The organism is Kocuria massiliensis, assembly GCF_900169715.1.
Taxonomy (GTDB): Bacteria; Actinomycetota; Actinomycetes; order Actinomycetales; family Micrococcaceae; genus Rothia; species Rothia massiliensis.
The window spans coordinates 108,523-127,005 of record NZ_LT835161.1; the positions used below are offsets into that span (position 1 = coordinate 108,523).

Genomic DNA, 18,483 nt, shown 5'->3' on the forward strand with positions numbered 1-18,483 from the left:
TGATCGGGGCGGACGGTGGATCGGGTGGGGCGATTGCCCGATTCGGGGCGGTAACCGGTTGGACGAGGGCGGAAGTGGGCTACTTGCCGGCGGAATCCGGCTCTCAGGGGGGGCGGTTACCCGGTTGGAGTGGGCGCCGTCGTCGGTGGGGATGGCGGAATCGGGCTCTTAAGGGGTGGTTACCCAGTAGGACGACGGCGGAAAACGCCTCTCAGGTGGCGGTTACCCGTATGCGTGGCCCTTACCGTCACTTATCGCCATTTTTCGGGTGGCAAAGCAGTGCTGTTTGGTGGTGGTTCCCGTCATTGGAGGCGATTAACCCAGTTAGGTGGTGGCTAGACCGCCACCTAACGGCGGTGCGCGCCCCCGAATTGGGTAACCGCCGCCGTACCCGGTTTCCGCCCCGCCTAACCCGGCAACCGCCCCCGTACCCGGCCAGGGCCAGCGCCCCACTTGCCGCGACGGTCCTCTTGGCAGCCGACGTCGAGTCGCGTGGGCCGACCCGGTTGCTGCAGAAACTGAACGGCCGGATACCCCTCAGCGAGGTATCCGGCCGTTTTCCCTATGGAGCGAGAGCTAGTCCTTGGTGGACGAATTCTCGTCGCCTTCCCGAGGCTCGGGATCAATGCCATAACTGCCCCGGGTGCGATCCGGGTTGATGCCGTAGCCACTCTGCGCTCCGTGAGATCCACGGAAAGTCTGACCGTCAGATGACGACGGGCCGTCTTGATGCGAAGAGGACCAACTCTGGCCACCATCAGCTTGCTTCGATGGATTGCCGTCGAAGGGGGCATCTCCGTGAGGACCGCCGCCCTGTGGGCCGAAGTTCTGGGGCCCGCCATGTGAACCAGGTCCCTGCGGGCCGTTGGTTCCCGGGAATCCGCGGCGTCCTGGGCCAGCCCATTGGATGTCCAACAGGTCCGGAATCTTCCGGTCGCGCTTCTCGGTATTGGCCTTGTCTTCCACGATGTTCACGCCCCAGTGCTGGTTCTCCGCCTTCTCCGGGTAGTTCGAGATGAAGGAGGTGCCCTGCAGGGGATCCGGCCACAAGGCCGCGGCTTCGGCGGCGGGAACCATGGACAACGGAGTGTTCTCCGGATTGGTCCGCGGCCGCCAAATGAGACGGCCCGGACGGGTGCGATCGCGGAGGGCGTGGGCGCGCCAGGTGGTGGCCGGGTGCGACATATTGAGGTTGGCCAGCCACGTGAACAGGCCGCGCTCGTAAACGGCGCGGTCGGCCAACTCCTGAAAGTTGACCTCCTTGTTCAGGTACTTACCGGCAGACAGCGTGCGGATGGTTCCCTCGGCACCTGACGGGCAGTAGCGGAAGCCAAAGTTATCTGCGGTGTATTCCTGGGCACGTGACAGGATCGAGGACAGGAACGGAACGTTCTGGAACGCTGAAATGCCCAGCAGTCGGAAGTACGAGACATGGCCCGCGGCGATGTGGCCCACCTCGTGGCCGATGATGAAGCGCAACGCATCGGGGTCTCGTGCCTCGCCACCAATTTCGAAGAGGTCCGAGTAAATCGCCACGAAACGGCGATGACCGTGACCCGAAGCGAAAGCGTTGATCATGCCGTTACCCAAGACGACGTACGCGTCCGGAACCCTGCGCAACCCGTGAGCGCGAGCGGCCTCGACGAGCATCTTGTAGGCCTCGGGGAACTGCGTCGGCGTGATGCGCACGCCGGTCAGGCGCATTTGTCCGTAAAGCATGCCGCGGCTAAAGAAGATGATGATCGGCAAGATGCAGAGGATCGCCAAGAGCTGATCAATGGTCGACGCCGTATCGGCTTCCGCGTAGCTCGTGGGCGTCGTCATCATCGGCATGAAGGTCCGGATGAAAAGCACCCAGAACGCGAAGGTGTACGCCGCGAACGTGAAGCAAATACCGACGATCAGCCACGGGAGTTCCCCCGGGTGACGGAGTTTCTTACGGAGTCCTTCGTCGAGGAGGGACTGGGGCGAAAATAGCGTTGGTTGAGGAAGCGGGCTATGAGCCTTCTGCCGAGAATCCTCGGGTATCCAACCATTGCTGACGTCGTCGGCGAGCGGCTGAGGAGGAATCGATTCCTCGGGACGGTGAGTTCCCGGGGCGCCGTACGTGTGTGCATCGTGGCCAAACTGCGGATTACCGCGTTGCGGCCCGTGGGGATTCTGGGTCATCGGATTCCTCAGATGTGGTTCGTCGAACGGATCTCGGATCCCATCAAGATGCTGATGGGCGCTTCACTAGCTTACTCAGCGTGGGCCTTAAAACCGCGTCATTCCGTGGGCTTGTGGACAATAACCCGGCACGTCACGGGACACGATGCGTCCACTCTTCGGTGCCGAATTTCTCCTTCACCAAGCGCCGGCCGGCCTCTAAGTCAGCTGGCGTCAGCTCGTCCCAAGCTGCACCCGTCCGCGCCTGGAAGGTCTCAATCATGGTGTGGATGATCGTTTCGCGACTTTCACCGGTCTGTCGACGGAGTGGATCGACGCGCTTCTTGGCGCTCCGGATGCCCTTATCGGAAATCTTGGCCTTACCGATACGCAAGACCTCGGTCATCTTGTCGGCATCAATGTCGTAGGACATCGTCACGTGATGCAAGATCGCGCCGCGAACCCGCTTCTGGGCGGCCCCTCCGATCTTTCCGCCGGAGGAGGTGATGTCGTTGATCGGTTTATACCAAGCATTCACACCCAGTTGGCTGAGCGACTGAAGGACCCATTGGTCGAGAAATACGTACGACTGCTCGTAGCTCAGCCCCGCCACGAGGGATTCCGGAGCATAGAGCGAGTAGGTCACGCAGTTGCCGCCCTCCATGAACATCGCCCCGCCCCCGGAAATTCGACGCACCACGTCAATGCCGTGCTTCGCGATCCCCTCGGGATGGAGCTCGTTGACGTACGACTGGAAGGAGCCGATGACCGTGGCCTTGTCATTCCAGTCCCAAAAACGGACTGTCGGACCCCTGCGACCTGCCGCAACTTCGTCCAGAAGGTACTGGTCCAGGGCGACGTTGAGATTCGTCGGGAGGGGGCCGGGCCTCATGATGGTCCACTCGAAGTCCCCGAAGTCTCGGGCGTCGGTGACGGCTCGGCGGACCACAAGGGCGACGTCGTCGGTGGAGAACCCGTGGAGGTTGAGTTCGTCCCCAAATGGTGCGAGGGCCGCGTTGAGCCGTGCCGTCAGGGTGGTGCCGTCGTCGTTCACGGATGAACCGACGAGTGCCGGTGCGATCTCGAAGAACGCCTCCTCAGGCTCGAGGAAGAAGTCACCAGAAATCTTGGCCTCGGTGATGCGCTCGCCGTCTGTGGCGATATCCGCGACCACCAGCTTGCCGCCGGATACCTTGTGTTCTGCGTGAAATTTTTGCTCAGCCATGACTTCAGACTAGTCAGCGTGGGAAAACATGACGACGCCGGCGTCCGGAAAGCTCCGAACGCCGGCGTCGTGCGCGAACCGCTGAACGGTCAATTCATTAGACCGCGTAGGCCCAGGGGGTGTTGCCTTGGGCGGGGTTGTTGATGATCGCGTCCATGTTTGCCTTGGTGGCCTGGTAGGACTTCTTGGACTTCTGCAGCGGGTCATTGACCGTGAAGGTGCCCTTGTCCTTGTTGTAGTCCGAGACGTAGACGAAGTGGCCGTAACCCGGGTTGGCATCCTCGCCGGAGATCACACCGGTCTGAGTCAGAATGATGGCCTGCTTGCCGTCCTTGATCTGGTCGATCACCTTGGAGGCATTGCCGTTGACGTATTCGGTGCCCTTAACGCCGTGGTTGCTCAAGACGCCGGGGATTGCGCTGCTCTGAATATTTCCGGTCCCGCCGCCGGCTTCAGCGCGAAGCTGCGACATGGCCGCGGACTGATCCGAGTCGCTGTACTTGCTCGGCAAGTCGCCGCCGTTCTGCAGGATGGCCATCAGCATCGAAGCCTGGGCGCAGTCATAGTACTGCGTATCCTGTCCCTGAACCTGGCTGATGTACTGGAACTTGTGTTCCTTCTGGGCAGCCTCCTGCACCTGAACGCCATCGCTCTGGGGTGCTGCGGTCGCGGCGGTGGCCGTGCCCGCAATCGCACCGGTCGCCACAAATGCGGCGGCGGTACCTGCAATGAGCTTGTTCTTGATCGAGGTCATCCTTGACTCCTTTATCAGTTGTTTTGGTGTGCCTCGGACAACAAAAACGTTATGAATTCCCGCAATGGGAGGTCAACGATTCCTCTAAAAAATCTGGTCATCACCGTTGTGGCGCTTAATCTCAATTTTGTATGGGATCCCGCCCGGAAGGTGCCTCGATGGAATATATAACCAGATGGGCCGTGGGTATGTTAGAGCGCTATTCTGGTGGCGATCGAGCGCCATAAAGAATTAGTACCAGTGGATGATTGCCGCTTGTGAAGGTGCAGTGTGTCGCGGTTTACGAAAATTTCACGATGTAAAAATGCGAGGAGCTATTTACGTATTTTCGGGCGACGGATACCATCGCAAAAATTCAATACTTGATGAATCAAGGATTCTCTTGCCAGGACCGTGGCAATCATGAGGGGGCCGTTCGGACTGTCGGCGAGGAGGTCTCGCGTCCGTGGCGGGGCCGCGACCCGCCACCGTTCGAGGACCGCGATGGAGCATCGAACGGTGGCAGGTCGCCCGGAAGCTAGTCGATCTTCTTCCACAGGGACTGCGAGTTGATCCAGGTGGGGTCACCCTTGCCCTGGTAATCCTGCACGGCCTCGTAGGTTGATCCGTCGTGAGTGACGCGGTCGCCCTTGGTGTAGGCCGCGGTGGGTGACCACGCCTTGAGGTCGGGCTCCGATTCGTCGTGCGTACGGATGGTGAAGACGTCGCTGGCGTCCGAGCGGTTTCCGGCCGCGTCGACGGCGATGACCCGATAGTCGTAGCTAGTCGATGCGGTCAGGCCGTCGTCCAGAAGCGAGGTCGATGACGTGGTGCCAACCGTCTCGAAAGGCTCTCCGTTCGTCGCCCGCTGCACCTCGTAGTGGTCGACGCCGACATTGTCATCGGCCGGGCTCCACATGAGGTCCACGGAGTGAGGCGTCGTTTCCATCGAATGTGCGTGGCTGGGCGCTTCTGGGGCCTCGGTGTCGGGGCCGGGGTTGGCGTCCTCGGCCTTGGTGGTGGCCTTCGTTGAACTCGGATCGGAGGAATTCCCCGCAGCGTCCACGGCGGTCACCTGGTACTCATACTCGGTGGAAGCCGTCAGATCCTTGTCCTTGAAGGAGGTTCCCGCAACGGATCCCACCTTGGCGAAATCTCCACCGGGGGTGCGGCGCCGGATGTCGTAGTGGTCGACGTCCATATTGTCCTGGGAGGCATCCCAAGCGAGGTCAACACCCTGTGATGTGACGGTCTCGGTGTGCAGATTCCCCGGTGCTGAGGGGGCCTCGGTGTCCGGATCTTCGGGCTTCGCATCGCCATTGATGTGGATATCAACGGTGTTGTAAAAGGCGTTCGAGGTGTCCGCTACGTCCCATACCGCGTAAATGACGTGGTCGCCCGTGTGGTCTTCGGGGAGTTTCATCTGGTGGGCCGTGTCGTCGGTGGGAAGAGAGCCGTCATGGTCGACCGTCGCGAGGGGCTGTAGCTCCGATCGGGTGAGCGGGGCGTTCTGGTCCCAGCCGTTCTTGGTGATGTAGTAATGCCACTTCGAGGTCGGATGTTTGGCGGTGTATTTCCAGCCGAGATTCAGATTTTGGCCGACGTTGACCTCGTTTTCGTGCCAACGCTCGGGAGACTGCTCGTCCAAGTTCTTGGCGAGGGACGTACCCGCGGAGGCGAGCTTGCCGTCGGCTGGGCCACCGGTCGACGGGTCGAGGCTGAAGCCCTTGGGTGCCTCGATGGACTGGGGTTCGTATTGCACCGCCCCGAGGTTGGTGTTGGACGTCATAGCGGCCCGGGCGACGACGTCGGACTTCGAATTTCCGATATACCCGTGGGCATGTGCGGCGGCTGATCCGCCCACGACGAGAATGCCGGCCAGGGCGGCGGCGGAGAAAGGTGTGGATTTCTTCACTGTGTTCCTGTTTCTGAGACGAGACGAAAAGAGGCCTGGCGAGTTCCAGCTGCCGACCCCGAGAAGGGTGCACAGTTTCCCCAGGAATGAGGCCTGTGAATCGCCAGAAGACATATAAATGTCTTGCCATCGGTCACCCCACGCTATCTCAAAATTTAAAGCTATAAGGTTTTGCTCTGGAACGATCCGTGAATATCTCCGTAAATTCGAACAAATATTGATAAAAATTAGTACATCACCACTGCCGTATTGACCGCGGGCCGCCCGGTAACGCAGAACGGGGGCCGCCCGGAATAGGCGGCCCCCGCACTTGAGGAGTTATGGGATGTATTGGTCTACCGAATTCCGAATTCCACGGCGTCGGTGGTCCAAGCCCTCGCTTGATCGCTGAAGGTGACTCCCAACCCGGGGCGCTCCGGCAGGATCATGCGACCGTCACGGGTCTCGAGGGTCTCGTTGAACAGAGGGTCGAGCCAGTCGAAGTGCTCGACCCAGGGCTCCCGCGGATAGGTGGCAGCCAGATGAAGGTGGATTTCCATCGCGAAATGCGGCGCCAGATCCAAACCGGCACGGTCAGCCAGAGTCAGCAGGCGGGTGAATTGCGTAATTCCCCCGACCCGCGGGCAATCTGGCTGAATGATGTCGCAGGCGCGCTCGTCAATCAGCCGCTCGTGTTCCGCGACGGAAGCCAGCATCTCGCCGGTCGCGATGGGGGTATCGAGGGATCGGGTGAGGCGGGCGTGGCCTTCGACGTCGTAGGCGTCCAGGGGCTCCTCGATCCACGTCAGGTCGAATTCCTCCAGGGCACGGCCCATGCGGAGGGCCGTCGTGCGGTCCCACTGCTGATTTGCGTCCACCATGAGGGGAACGTCGGGCCCGATGTGCTCGCGCACCGCAGCTACGCGACGAAGGTCTTCCGCGGTGTCCGGAAGGCCCACCTTGATCTTGATCCCGCCGATTCCGGCCTCTAGGGACCGGGTGGCGTTGTCTTTGACCTCTTCGATCGAAGCGTTGAGGAACCCGCCGGAGGTGTTATAGGTCCGCACCGAGTCGCGGTGGCTTCCCAACAATTTGGCCAGAGGGAGCCCCGCGCGTTTTGCCTTGAGATCGTGCAGGGCGACGTCGATCGCGGCGAGAGCCTGCGTGGCGACGCCGGATCTCCCCACGGAAGCGCCTGCCCAGAGCAACTGGGTGTAGATCTTGGCGATGTCCGACGGATCGTGGCCGATCAGGCCCTCGGCCACTTCCCGGGCGTGGGCGTACTGTGCCGGACCGCCGGCGCGTTTGGAGTAGCTGAAGCCGATACCCTCGTGGCCCTGTGCCGTGGTGATCTCAGCGAACAGAAAAATGACCTCGGTCATGGGCTTCTGCCGGCCCGTGAAAACCTTGGCATCCGAAATGGGGACGGCCAATGGGAGCCGGACGGTGGAGAGTGCGACGTGGCGGATGGAATCGGGGGTGGTATTCACGGTTTCTCCTAGTGGGCCAGGGCGGGGCATTTGGGGTCGAAGGTCCAGCCAGGGACGAGGTATTGCATGGCCACGGCGTCGTCACGGGTACCCAGGCCGTGCTCGAGATAGAGCTGATGAGCTTCCTCGAGTGAGCTTCCTCGAGGCGCTCGCGGTCGATGCGGATGCCCAAGCCGGATTCGCGAGGAACCTCGATCTGACCGTCACGGATCTCCAATGGCTTTTCGGTGAGGGGTTGGCCGTCCTGCCAGATCCAGTGCGTATCCAAGGCGGTGATGTTGCCGGGCGCCGCCGCGCCGACGTGCGTGAACATCGCCAGGGAAATATCGAAGTGATTATTCGAGTGGGATCCCCACGTCAGTCCGAAGTCGTGGCAGAGCTGCGCGACGCGGGTCGAGCCGGACATCGTCCAGAAATGCGGATCGGCCAGTGGAATGTCCACGGACGCCTCGCGAATGGCGTGGGCCATTTCCCGCCAGTCGGTCGCGATCATGTTGGTTGCGGTCTTGAGACCGGTGGCCCGGCGGAATTCCGCCATGACCTCGCGCCCGGAAAAGCGTCCCTCCGCTCCGCAGGGATCCTCGGCGTAGGCGATGTGGCCAGCCATTTCGCGTCCGTACCGGATCGCTTCCTCGAGCAGCCAACCCCCGTTGGGATCCAACGTGATGCGGGCGTCGGGAAACTCTCGGCTGAGAGCCTTAATGGTCTCGACCTCATCCTCTCCGGCCAGGGCTCCGCCCTTGAGCTTGAAGTCTTTGAATCCGTATTTCTCGTGGGCTGCCTGAGCCAAGCGCACGACGGCTTCCGGGGTCACGGCTTCCTCGCGACGAATGCGGTCCCACCCGTTGGCATCCGGCTCCCGGAGATAGGGAAGGTCGGTGCGATCGGGATCGCCGACGTAGAAGAGATATCCGAGCATGGGGACGCTCTCGCGCTGTTGGCCATCGCCCAGGAGCTCGGCCACGGGGACATCGAGGCGCTGTCCGGTCACGTCGAGCAGAGCGGACTCGAGCGCCGTGACCGCGTGAATGGTGACGCGCTGGTCGAAGGTCTGGTTTCCGCGCCCGGCAACATCCTGGGCCGCAAACCGCTGTGAGACGTGGCGCAACAGGGTTTTGTAGCGGGACACAGGTTGCCCGATGAGGAGCTGGGTGGCCTGCTCGATGGTCGAGCGAATCGGTTCGCCGCCAGGCACCTCGCCCAGGCCAATGCGGCCATCGCTGTCGGTCAGCAGCACGATGTTGCGGGTAAAGAACGGCGCGTGAGCGCCGGAGAGGTTGAGCAGCATCGAGTCGTGACCGGCGACCGGCACGACCTCAATCTTGTCAATGGTCGGTTGGGTGTTCGTAGACATGCGTTCCTCGTTTTCTCCGGGCTACTGACCGTCGATGGACTGGGCGGCGTTCCAGGGGTTGTCGTCTCGGGTCGGTTCCGGCAGGAGATCTTGCGGGAAGGACTGGTAGGCGACGGGCCGGAGGAATCGTTCGATCGCGAGCGTTCCGACCGACGTCGTGCGGGAGTCGCTGGTGGCGGGGAAAGGCCCGCCGTGGACCATCGCGTGGCCTACTTCGACACCGGTCGGCCAACCGCCGTAGAGAATTCGTCCGGCAATGCCTTCGAGGCGGGGGAGCAGCGAGACGACGTCGCTGTGGTCGGAGGCCGCGGCGTGGATCGTCGCGGTCAACTGTCCCTCGAGGCCTGCGGCGGCTTCCGCCAACCGATCCGGGGAGGAGTACCGGATGACGAGCGAGGTCGCCCCGAAGATCTCCTGCTGAAGGTTGCCATTGGTCAGGAAGGTATCCAGGTCGGCCTCAAAGAGCACCGGTCCGGGGGCGTTCAGGCCCTCGCCGTCCGTTCCTCGGGCCGCGATGGTCACACCGTTCTGGGCGGCCAAGCGATCGACGCCGTCGTGCCAGGAGCGGGCGATCGACGGGGTCAGCATGGTCTGTCCGACCGACTGATCGATGCCGCTGGCGGCGGCCGCGAGGAAGTCGTCACCCGCCGAGCCTTCGGGGACGAAGATGATTCCCGGTTCGGTGCACAGCTGCCCGGCGGAACCCGTCACCGAGCCGACAAATGCCTCCGCAAGCGGCTGGGGATTGTCCAACGCGCCAGGGAAAACGAAGACCGGGTTGATCGAGCTCATCTCGGCGTATACCGGGATCGGCGTCTCCCGTTCGAAGGCGGTTCTCGCGATGGCCAGGCCACCGGATCGCGAGCCCGTGAAGCCGACGGCGTGGATCGCCGGGTCGGCGACTAAACGTTGACCGATCTCGGCTCCGGTGCCGTAGACCAGGGAGAAGACCCCGGGGTGAATGCCGTGGGCCTCGGCGGCGTCGATGATTGCCCGACCGACGAGCTCCGCGGTTCCTGGATGTGCGTTGTGCGCTTTGAAAACCACGGGGCACCCCGCGGCGAGGGCCGACGCCGTGTCGCCTCCGGCCGTTGAGAATGCGAGGGGGAAATTGCTGGCCCCGAAGACCGCGACCGGGCCGAGTGGGATCATGCGTTGCCTGATGTCCACACGCGGGGCTGGCGAGCGGTCAGGGAGCGCGGGGTCAACCCGAACGCGGTGGTGCGAACCGGAGCGCACAACGGTGGCAAACAGACGCAGCTGCCCGGCGGTTCGCGAAACCTCGCCGTTGAGTCGAGCCTCGGTTAACCCTGTCTCTGAGCGTGCCCGATCGACGATGGCTTCCCTAGCGTCCTCGATTCCCGCGGCGACCGCGTCGAGGAAATCGGCACGTTTCGTCGGGGGCAGGGCGCTGTAGCTGGGAAAGGCCTCTTCGGCGGCCGAGGTCGCCTCGTCCAACTGGGCCGCGTCGACCAGCGAATATGCGGGTTCGAGGGGTTCTTCGGTTGCGGGGTTAATGGCGCGGGTCGTTGCGCCGGCACCCGGTGTGGACCGGCCGTTGATGAGGGATGTTCCAGCGAGAGTGATGGTCATTGAGTCGCACCTTTCGTGAGTGATTTGGCGACGCCCGATGTTTCGATGAGGCGTTGTAGGTCCTCGAAGTCGGCGGCGGGCAGATCGTTGAGGGGAGGCCGGACTGGACCGGCATCCCGGCCCACTGCCCGAAGGCCTGCCTTGATGATCGATACGCCGTATCCCCGGCCGCGATCCCGGATGTCCAGGTAGGGGAGGATGAATCGGCGCAGTTTCTCTTGGACCGCGGCGCCGTCCTGACGCCGCACATCCCGGTAGAAGGCCAGAGCGAACTCGGGCGCAAAATTGAAGATCGCGGAAGAGTAGGTGCTCATCCCCATCTGGAGGAGGGGCAGCGCATAGGTCTCGGCGGTGGGCAGGCCACCGAGGTAGAACAACCGATCGCCATTGAGGGCGGTCACCTTGGCGAGGTGCTCGATGTCTCCGACCGCGTCCTTGAAGCCGACGAAGTTGGGGTGGCGTTCGGCCAGCGTGGCAACGGTTTCGGCGCTGTAGATCGCGTTCGCCCTGTTGTACGCGATCACGGCAATGTTGACGGATGCGCACACCGCGGAGGCATGCGCGAGCAGTCCCTCTTGGCTACATTCGGTCAGGTATGGCGGTAGGAGCAAAATGCCTTCGGCCCCGGCCTTTTCCGCGCCTCGCGCGCATTCGATGGCCTGGCGGGTCGAACCCGATGCCGAGCCGAGCACCGGAACCTCGGGCCTGCTGGTCTCGACGGCCCAACCGGTCACCGTCGCGTTCTCTTCGGGGGTCAAGCTGAATCCCTCGCCGGTTCCACCGGCCGCAAAAAGGCCGGTGACTCCATGTGCTGACTGCCATTCGATGTGTTGGCGGTAGGCGGATTCATCGAGCTCGCCGTCGGCGCGAAAGGCCGTCACGGGGAATGAGAGCAGCCCGTCTTTGAGGTGCGTTGCCAACTCCCGTGGGGAATACCGGGCCATGTGGACTCCTTAGTGGTCAAGTGACTGAGACTATTCGGAGTCTATGAGCCAGGTCTCATACCTGTCTAAGTTATATTCTGCATGTATTGATACTGATAAAGCATGAATTGAGTTTCCTCCGTCAGAGACTCAAACCTTCGGGGAATTCTCTGAGAATCGAGCTGAGCCTCCGAGCGGTGGGTCCCATGGACTCTTGCGAGGTGATGACGTGGAGCTCCACCAAGTCCTTGCGAAGGTCGTCGAAGGCCCGGTATTGCACCCCGGGGATGCTGAGCTTTGAGGCCGAGTGGGGGACCAGGGCAATGCCGTGGCCCGCGGCGACCAAGCTGATCATGGTGGCTACTTGATTGAGGGAATGCGAGACGTCTGCATGGTTGATCGTGAAGTTCTTGATGACGAGGTCATAAAAGTATCGGGCACCCTGCGGTGAGTGCATGATCATGGGATGCCCTTCGACATCTTCTCGGTGAAGATGGCGTTGGGACAGGAGCTGATGCCCCTCGGGTGCGGCCAGTACAAGGCCCTCGGAATGAAGCAAGGTCGCGGTGTACGACTCTGGGGGTGTGGCGAGGCGACCCAGGCCGATGTCGATGCGGCCATCGTTGAGCCCCTCGAGCTGTTGGGCGGTGACCATTTCGTGGAGCTCGACGCCGACCGCCGGCATGTGTTCGTGGACGAGCGACAGTAATGGACCAAGGACGGTATAACCGGCCGCCGCCGTGAATCCCAGACTCAAGTGCCCTTGTCGACCCCTGGATGCTTCAACGGCAAATTCCCCAGCCCGTTGAGCTGACTCGAGGACAATACGAGCCTGTTGTAAAAATGCCTGGCCCGCCGGGGTGAGCTGGACCCTTCGGTGAGTTCTCGCGATCAATTGGGTGCCCACCGACTTCTCGAGCTTTTGGATCTGCCGGCTGAGAGGCGGCTGCGTCATGGCGAGTTCTTCGGCTGCCCGTCCGAAGTGCAGATGGTCTGCGACGGCGATGAAGCATCGTAGCTGGTCAAAGGTGTACATGCGCCCCCAAACGATTGATGCAGATTAGGTATTACAAAATGCAAACCTAGTTATAGACAATATTGAAACATGGCTCATAGGCTCAGTCGATGTGAAGCAGGACACGGCGAACCTTTTGTGGGGCGTCGCGAATCTGTTCCCGCCATTCTGGGTTCGAAGGAGAAACCGATGCCCCTCTTTATTGTCGCGCTGGCCGTGGCCCTCTTGCTCGTCTTGATGACGAGGTTCAAACTCAACGGATTCGTCTCGTTGCTGGTCGTCTCGGTGCTCGTCGCAAGCTGGGGTGCCGCCACGGGAATGCTGACGCTGGAGGACAAACCGGCCACGATCGCCGATATTCCCAAGATCATCGGATCCGGCATCGGGGGTCAGCTTGAAGAGACCCTTGCGGTGATCGGTCTCGGTGCCATGATTGGCCGCATTCTGGGTGACGCCGGCGCTGCGCAGCGCATAGCTCTCCGAGTGGTCGATGTTTTGGGTGAGAAGCGCGTCCAATGGGCCATGGTCATCACCTCGATGCTCATCGGCGTGACGATGTTCTACGAGGCGGCCTTCGTGATCGTGGTCCCGATCGCCTTCACCTTGGTTCGTGCGACCCGAACGAATCTGCTCTGGGTTGGCCTGCCGATGTCGATCTCGCTGTCCACGATGCATTCTTTTCTGCCTCCTCACCCCGGCCCCACGGCCGCGGCAGGCATCTACGAAGCCTCGCCCGGTTTGGCGCTCCTATACGGCTTGTTCATTGCGGTGCCGGCGGGCGCGCTGGTTGCGATGCTGTGGCCGCGCCTGGCTTTCGTCAAGAAGATGAATCCGAGTATCCCTCAGGGCATGATCTCGGATAAGCAGTTCGAGGACCATGAGATGCCGAGCATGGGCCGTTCGCTCCTCGTGGCGTTGCTGCCCGTCATCATGATCGCGGGAGCCGAAATCTTCATCATGGTCGGCCCCGAAGGCACCCTCATGAAAGTGGTGACGTTTGTGGGTTCTCCGATGGTGGCGCTCCTCATTACGCTCTTGGTGGCGATCGTGGTGTTCGGGCCGATGAGCGGCCGCCCGCTGGCCGAGGTGGCGACGTCGATGTCGGAATCCGCGCGAGCCATGGCCATGATCATCATGGTGATCGCCGGCGGTGGCGCGTTCAAGGAAGTCCTCGTCTCGACGGGTATTGCTCAGTACATCGCAGATATGACCTCGGGCTGGCCCGTTCACCCGATCATCCTGGTCTGGGTGACCGCCGTGATTCTTCGTGTGGCTCTCGGTTCGGCGTCGGTCGCCGTGACGACGGCGGCAGGCATTGCTGCTCCGCTGGTGGCCTCAAGTGGGGTGTCGCCGGAGCTCATGGTCCTGGCGACGGCGTGTGGATCGATTGCCGTGAGTCACGTCAACGACCCCGGGTTCTGGATGTTCAAGGAATACTTCAACCTCAGTGTGATGGAGACAATCCGGGCTCGCACCACCTACACCACGGTTCTCTCCGTCCTGGGCCTCGGTGGGGTGTTGTTGTTGAACCTCGTGGTCCCGGCCTAGGCGATACGGCCTCATCGGGACATTGAGGACTATGAGAACGGCCACGCGTCGTGTGGGTTGAGCCGATCTCGCGGGAATCATGGAGCCCGTCTCTGCCGAAGTTCGATATCCTGAACAGAGCCGCGCCAGGTCGCCCATCGACGACGACGTCGACCCGTCGCGGTGGGGACCAGCCAGGACGGCTCCGTATGTCACCGTCAACCACCGAGGTCCGCGTCGGGGCTCGTACCGAGGTCACGCAAATGTGACTCTTGGGGAACACGGAATATGCTTGACCCGTCTCGGAAAGTATCTATTCCTGGTCCATCGGAGTACTGAATTTTGCACAAGTTGAAAGAGGATGAATCCTTGCAGGCCTCGACTGTCGGCCAGTCGGTTGCCTGGGGGAAGGTCATTCTCTTCGGTGAGCATGCGGTGGTGCATGGCCATCCGGCCATCGCCTTCCCCCTGCCTCAGGTTGGCCTGACTGCCACGGCGACGCCGTCGCCAGGACCCCTGTGGCTCACCGTCGACATTTACGATGGGCCCCTCGCCAGTGCGCCGCCGATGCTGGCGCCCTTGCGAGCGACGATCATCGCGACCCTGGACCTCATCGGCCGTGAGCCTCGGAACCTGCACGTCACCTGCATCGGAGACTTCCCCTTGGAACGGGGCTTAGGATCCAGCGCCGCGGGCGCTGCAAGTATCGTCAACGCGATCGCCGATCTCACCGGCGATGACCTCTCCCGTCCCGTGCGCCACAGCCTGGTGCAAACCGGCGAGCGAGTGGCCCACGGCAATCCGTCCGGGCTCGATGCGTACACCGTGCTCAGCCGATCGCCGATCTGGTTCCAAGACGGGCAGGCCGAAAACATCGAGGTGAACCTCGGTGCGCCCATCGTGGTGGCCGATTCCGGGCAACCCGGCGACACCCACTCCGCCGTGGGTGCGGTGACGGCCATGATGCGCACCAATCCGGAAGAAGTGGCCGGATACTTCGCGACCATTCGTGATCACACCGTCGCGGCACGCGAGAACTTGCTCAAGGATGAGCGAGCCACGCTGGGCCGGCGCATGAACGAGGTACACGAAGCCTTGCGCTCGTTGTCCGTGTCGAGTCCGCATCTCGACCAATTGGTGTATTCCGCTCGTGAAGCAGGTGCCCTCGGTGCCAAGCTGACCGGCGGAGGCCGTGGCGGATGCATCATAGCCCTCGCACGTGATGCTCAACACGGGCAAGATCTCGCGCGAAGCATGGAGCAGGCCGGAGCCCTCCAAACCTGGATTCTGAACCCTGAGGAGTTCGAGAAGTGACCTCGCCGCACGCGACCGCCGTCGCCCACCCGAACCTGGCCCTCATCAAGTACTGGGGCAAGCGCGATCACGACCTGGTGCTTCCCTGCACGGGAAGTCTTTCCCTGACCCTCGACGTCTTTCCGACGCGCACCAGCGTGCGGCTCGACCCGGAGCTCACGAACGACCGCCTGATCCTCAACGAGGAAGAGGTCACCGGAAATGCCCTCGAGCGGGTTCGTTCCTTTTTGGACATCGTCCGGGAGAGGTCGGGTCAGGCTACCTACGCTCACGTTGAGTCCCGAAACTCCGTGCCTACCGGCGCAGGCCTCGCCTCGAGCGCATCGGGTTTTGCCGCACTAGCGACGGCCGCCAGCTCCGCCTATGGCCTTCCCACGGACACCACGGCCCTCTCCCGATTGGCCCGACGCGGTTCCGGTTCGGCCTGCCGTTCGGTGATCGCGGACCTCGCGGTGTGGCACGCTGGCGACGGTGAGGGCCATGCCGCCGACGCGACGTCGTACGCGGAACAGGTGCCCGGGCCACGGCTCGCGATGGTTATCGCCGTGGTTTCGGCAGCCCAGAAATCGATCTCTTCGCGCGTCGCCATGAAACTCACCGCGGAATCTTCCCCGTTCTTTGACGGATGGGTCTCGGGCACGACGGCAGACCTCGACGACATGCAGGCCGCACTCACCGCTGGCGACTACACACGCGTCGGAGAGTTGACCGAATCCAACGCCTTGCGCATGCACGCGGCGATCAATGGAACTCGACCGGCCATCCGATATCTCGCGCCCACGTCGGTGGCTCTCTTCGACGCCGCCGCCGAACTGCGCGAGGACGGCCTGGAAGTGTACGCAACCGCCGACGCCGGCCCCAACGTTGCGATTCTGTGCCGTGAAGACGACCTGGAACGTACCCGCGCCGCCTTCGCCGTCCGGTTCCCGGACCTTGACCTCATCGCCGCCCGCTCGGGGCCGGGGGCGTACCTCACGGAGGGCGAATGATCGTCTCCGAGGCGCCGGGCAAGCTCTACGTCCTGGGCGAATATGCGGTGGTCGAACCTGGTCACCGTGCGGTTCTCATCGCCGTCGACCGGCACGTGCGCGTCGAGGTGCTTCCTGCACCGCGCGAAGGAGCCTTGCGCTCGACCGCCAGCTCATCCTCCCTGGTGTGGCGGCATCGTGGCGATGTCTTGGAGATTGACGACGACGTCGCGGGATTTTTCCGCTACCTCATCGCCGCATTGCAGACGGTTGAGGCCCTGCGTCGTGAACGTGGGATCGAGCCGCAACACTATGAACTTCACGTCAGCAGCGGGCTCGACGACGCCACAACGGGCGCGAAGTTCGGATTGGGATCTTCGGGGGCCGTGACGGCGGCCGCCGTGGGTGCCATAGGGCGGGTATACGAGATGGACCTGACCCCGGAGCAGTTGTACCGGCTGGCCATGATCGCGACCGTTCAGGTCACCCGCACGACCTCGGGCGGGGACCTTGCCGCGAGCTGCCTGGGTGGCTGGGTTTCGTACTCCTCCCCTGACCGTGACTGGCTGGCTGCCGCGTCGACAGAGCGCGGCGTCGAAGAGCTCTTGTCAATTCCGTGGCCCGGTCTTAGTCTGCAGCGGCTCGATGGGCCCGACGGTCTCCTCGACGTTTCGCCGCTGGACGTCCGTGTGGGATGGACCGGAGAACCCGCCGACACCCCGGAACTCGTGGGAAAAATGCGTCAGAAGGCACCGATCCCGGCCGAGCTCTTGGCGCGCAGCGATTCTCGAGTTGAAGCCTTCAGCAAGGCTCTGACCACCGGAAACGTGTCTGACATCGGAACTATCGTGGCCGAGGCTCGGGCGATTTTGGGAGAATTGGCCGAACAACGAGGCACCGTGATCGAAACCCAGGAATTAACGGCGCTCGTCGAAGCCGCGTTATCCGTGGGTTGGTGGGCCAAGTCTTCCGGATCTGGGGGTGGGGATTGCGGCATGGCCATTGCCCCCGCCGGTACACCGTCCACCAGCCTGGACCGTGCCTGGGAACGTGCCCATATTCGCCCCCTGGACCTTCGCGTATCTTCTCGAGGACTCACGACCTATACCGAAAACGCCCGCTCCACCAACCCGAGGGACGCCGCATGATTCGAAGCCGCAAAGACGACCATCTGAACTACGCCGCGGCCCAGCAGCGAGAGGCGCCGTCGCACACCGAGTGGGACGACGTCCGGCTCGTACACCACGGCCTGGCAGGCATCGACGTGGATCAGGTCAGCATCGCGACGTCTCTTCCCCGCGGGATCGAGTGGTCCTTGCCGTTCTATATCAACGGCATGACGGGCGGAACCGAGACCACCGGGAAAGTCAACGCGGCCCTCGCGGAGGCAGCCGCTGAGACGGGCATCGCGATTGCCACGGGCTCGATGAGCATCTATCTCCGCGACGAATCTGTGCTTCCGACATTCCGCGTGCTTCGGGACAAGAACCCCAACGGATTTGTGATGGCTAACCTCAGCGCGGACGCCACACCCGACGCGGCGCACCGCGTCGTTGAGGCCATGGAAGCCGACGCGCTGCAGATTCACATCAATTCCGTTCAAGAGACGGTCATGCCTGAAGGGTCCCGAGGTTTTGGCGCCTGGAGCGACAATATCGCCGCGCTCGTGGAGAGCCTTCCCGTTCCCGTGGTCGTCAAGGAGGTCGGCTTCGGCTTGTCCCGCGAAACGATCGCGCAGCTCGGCACCTTAGGCGTGGAGATCGCCGATGCCGCGGGAAACGGCGGAACCAATTTTGCCCGGGTCGAGAATGAACGCCGAGCTGGAAAGGACTACGCCTTCCTCGCCGATTTCGGCCAGTCGGCCCCCGCTTCCCTGCTCGACGCCGCGACCCATGGAGAGTTCGCGGATATCGCCGCGCAGTGAACCCGGCCGAGTCGAGATGCCGGGCGGCTGCGGCCGGCCTCGGGGGGCGTGCGTCACCCCTACGACGTCGTCCGCGGATTGGCCTTGGGTGCCCGTGCCGTGGGTGTTGCGGGAACGTTCTTACACACCGTCCTCGGAGAAGCTGGCCTGGATGCCGGTGCCGATGGCACACGCCGACTCATCGCCCAGATCACTGACTGGCAAGAGCGGCTGCACGAAATGTACGCGATGTTCGGGGCCCGCACTACAGCGGACCTCCGGACCACGGACGTGTTGATCAGCGGCGAACTGGCGCACGCGGCCCAGCTGCGCGGCGTCCATCCCTCGTCGTTGGCGAACCGGCGGGCAGCCGCGCGGACGGCACATTAGACCATG

The 18,483-nt window shown here is 62.7% G+C and carries 14 protein-coding genes and 1 pseudogene; 6 read left to right on the forward strand and 9 right to left on the reverse strand.

Annotation, left to right across the window (positions count from 1 at the left end; all coding sequences use genetic code 11):
- Positions 1-576 precede the first annotated feature (576 nt).
- The 9 genes and pseudogenes from B9Y51_RS04795 to B9Y51_RS04835 form a co-directional block, all read right to left on the reverse strand.
- Positions 577-2,169: a M48 family metallopeptidase gene (locus B9Y51_RS04795; protein ID WP_143468005.1), complete on the reverse strand. Its 1,593-nt coding sequence runs from the start codon at positions 2,167-2,169 to the stop codon at positions 577-579.
- A 133-nt stretch (positions 2,170-2,302) separates the two neighbouring features.
- Positions 2,303-3,373: a lipoate-protein ligase small subunit gene (lplB, locus tag B9Y51_RS04800; RefSeq protein WP_048683170.1), complete on the reverse strand. Its 1,071-nt coding sequence runs from the start codon at positions 3,371-3,373 to the stop codon at positions 2,303-2,305.
- Positions 3,374-3,470: 97 nt separating this feature from the next.
- Positions 3,471-4,127, reverse strand: coding sequence for a C39 family peptidase (locus B9Y51_RS04805; protein WP_048683168.1), 657 nt, complete (start codon positions 4,125-4,127; stop codon positions 3,471-3,473).
- Positions 4,128-4,644: 517 nt separating this feature from the next.
- Complete coding sequence (locus tag B9Y51_RS04810) at positions 4,645-6,021, reverse strand: lytic polysaccharide monooxygenase (RefSeq protein ID WP_245826068.1); 1,377 nt, start codon at positions 6,019-6,021, stop codon at positions 4,645-4,647.
- Positions 6,022-6,356: 335 nt separating this feature from the next.
- Positions 6,357-7,490 (reverse strand): L-talarate/galactarate dehydratase, encoded by a 1,134-nt coding sequence (locus B9Y51_RS04815; protein WP_245826069.1) that lies wholly within the window; start codon positions 7,488-7,490, stop codon positions 6,357-6,359.
- A gap of 8 nt (positions 7,491-7,498) precedes the next feature.
- Positions 7,499-8,844 (reverse strand): annotated as a pseudogene (locus tag B9Y51_RS04820) (enolase C-terminal domain-like protein).
- A gap of 21 nt (positions 8,845-8,865) precedes the next feature.
- On the reverse strand, positions 8,866-10,437 hold the full coding sequence (locus B9Y51_RS04825) for an aldehyde dehydrogenase (NADP(+)) (protein ID WP_085528992.1): 1,572 nt from the start codon (positions 10,435-10,437) through the stop codon (positions 8,866-8,868).
- Positions 10,434-11,381, reverse strand: a complete 948-nt coding sequence (gene kdgD, locus B9Y51_RS04830; RefSeq protein ID WP_085528993.1) for a 5-dehydro-4-deoxyglucarate dehydratase — start codon at positions 11,379-11,381, stop codon at positions 10,434-10,436. Before kdgD ends, B9Y51_RS04825 begins: the two co-directional genes overlap by 4 nt.
- A 121-nt stretch (positions 11,382-11,502) precedes the next feature.
- Complete coding sequence (locus B9Y51_RS04835) at positions 11,503-12,396, reverse strand: LysR family transcriptional regulator (RefSeq protein ID WP_085528994.1); 894 nt, start codon at positions 12,394-12,396, stop codon at positions 11,503-11,505.
- 168 nt (positions 12,397-12,564) lie between these two features.
- Between B9Y51_RS04835 and B9Y51_RS04840 the strand changes: the two genes are divergently transcribed.
- The 6 genes from B9Y51_RS04840 (at position 12,565) to B9Y51_RS11330 (ending at position 18,477) form a co-directional block, all read left to right on the forward strand.
- On the forward strand, positions 12,565-13,923 hold the full coding sequence (locus B9Y51_RS04840) for a gluconate:H+ symporter (RefSeq protein ID WP_085528995.1): 1,359 nt from the start codon (positions 12,565-12,567) through the stop codon (positions 13,921-13,923).
- Positions 13,924-14,271: 348 nt separating this feature from the next.
- Positions 14,272-15,216, forward strand: coding sequence for a mevalonate kinase (gene mvk / locus B9Y51_RS04845; RefSeq protein WP_158088253.1), 945 nt, complete (start codon positions 14,272-14,274; stop codon positions 15,214-15,216).
- Positions 15,213-16,205 (forward strand): diphosphomevalonate decarboxylase, encoded by a 993-nt coding sequence (gene mvaD / locus B9Y51_RS04850; protein ID WP_085528997.1) that lies wholly within the window; start codon positions 15,213-15,215, stop codon positions 16,203-16,205. The genes mvk and mvaD overlap by 4 nt, the downstream gene beginning before the upstream one ends.
- On the forward strand, positions 16,202-17,332 hold the full coding sequence (locus B9Y51_RS04855; RefSeq protein WP_085528998.1) for a phosphomevalonate kinase: 1,131 nt from the start codon (positions 16,202-16,204) through the stop codon (positions 17,330-17,332). Before mvaD ends, B9Y51_RS04855 begins: the two co-directional genes overlap by 4 nt.
- Entirely contained in the window at positions 17,329-18,108 is a 780-nt protein-coding gene (locus B9Y51_RS04860) for a beta/alpha barrel domain-containing protein (RefSeq protein WP_245826070.1), read from the forward strand. The genes B9Y51_RS04855 and B9Y51_RS04860 overlap by 4 nt, the downstream gene beginning before the upstream one ends.
- Before the next feature lie 48 nt (positions 18,109-18,156).
- Positions 18,157-18,477, forward strand: a complete 321-nt coding sequence (locus B9Y51_RS11330; protein ID WP_245826071.1) for a hypothetical protein — start codon at positions 18,157-18,159, stop codon at positions 18,475-18,477.
- The last annotated feature ends 6 nt before the right edge of the window (positions 18,478-18,483 follow it).

Excerpts from the sequence above, each read along its gene's own strand:
- B9Y51_RS04840 (WP_085528995.1), top strand. The coding sequence starts at position 12,565 with ATGCCCCTCTTTATTGTCGCGCTGGCCGTGGCCCTCTTGCTCGTCTTG.
- B9Y51_RS04860 (WP_245826070.1), top strand. The coding sequence starts at position 17,329 with ATGATTCGAAGCCGCAAAGACGACCATCTGAACTACGCCGCGGCCCAG.
- B9Y51_RS04795 (WP_143468005.1), bottom strand. The coding sequence starts at position 2,169 with ATGACCCAGAATCCCCACGGGCCGCAACGCGGTAATCCGCAGTTTGGC.
- kdgD (WP_085528993.1), bottom strand. The coding sequence starts at position 11,381 with ATGGCCCGGTATTCCCCACGGGAGTTGGCAACGCACCTCAAAGACGGG.
- B9Y51_RS04835 (WP_085528994.1), bottom strand. The coding sequence starts at position 12,396 with ATGTACACCTTTGACCAGCTACGATGCTTCATCGCCGTCGCAGACCAT.
- B9Y51_RS04855 (WP_085528998.1), top strand. The coding sequence starts at position 16,202 with ATGATCGTCTCCGAGGCGCCGGGCAAGCTCTACGTCCTGGGCGAATAT.
- lplB (WP_048683170.1), bottom strand. The coding sequence starts at position 3,373 with ATGGCTGAGCAAAAATTTCACGCAGAACACAAGGTATCCGGCGGCAAG.
- B9Y51_RS04805 (WP_048683168.1), bottom strand. The coding sequence starts at position 4,127 with ATGACCTCGATCAAGAACAAGCTCATTGCAGGTACCGCCGCCGCATTT.
- B9Y51_RS04825 (WP_085528992.1), bottom strand. The coding sequence starts at position 10,437 with ATGACCATCACTCTCGCTGGAACATCCCTCATCAACGGCCGGTCCACA.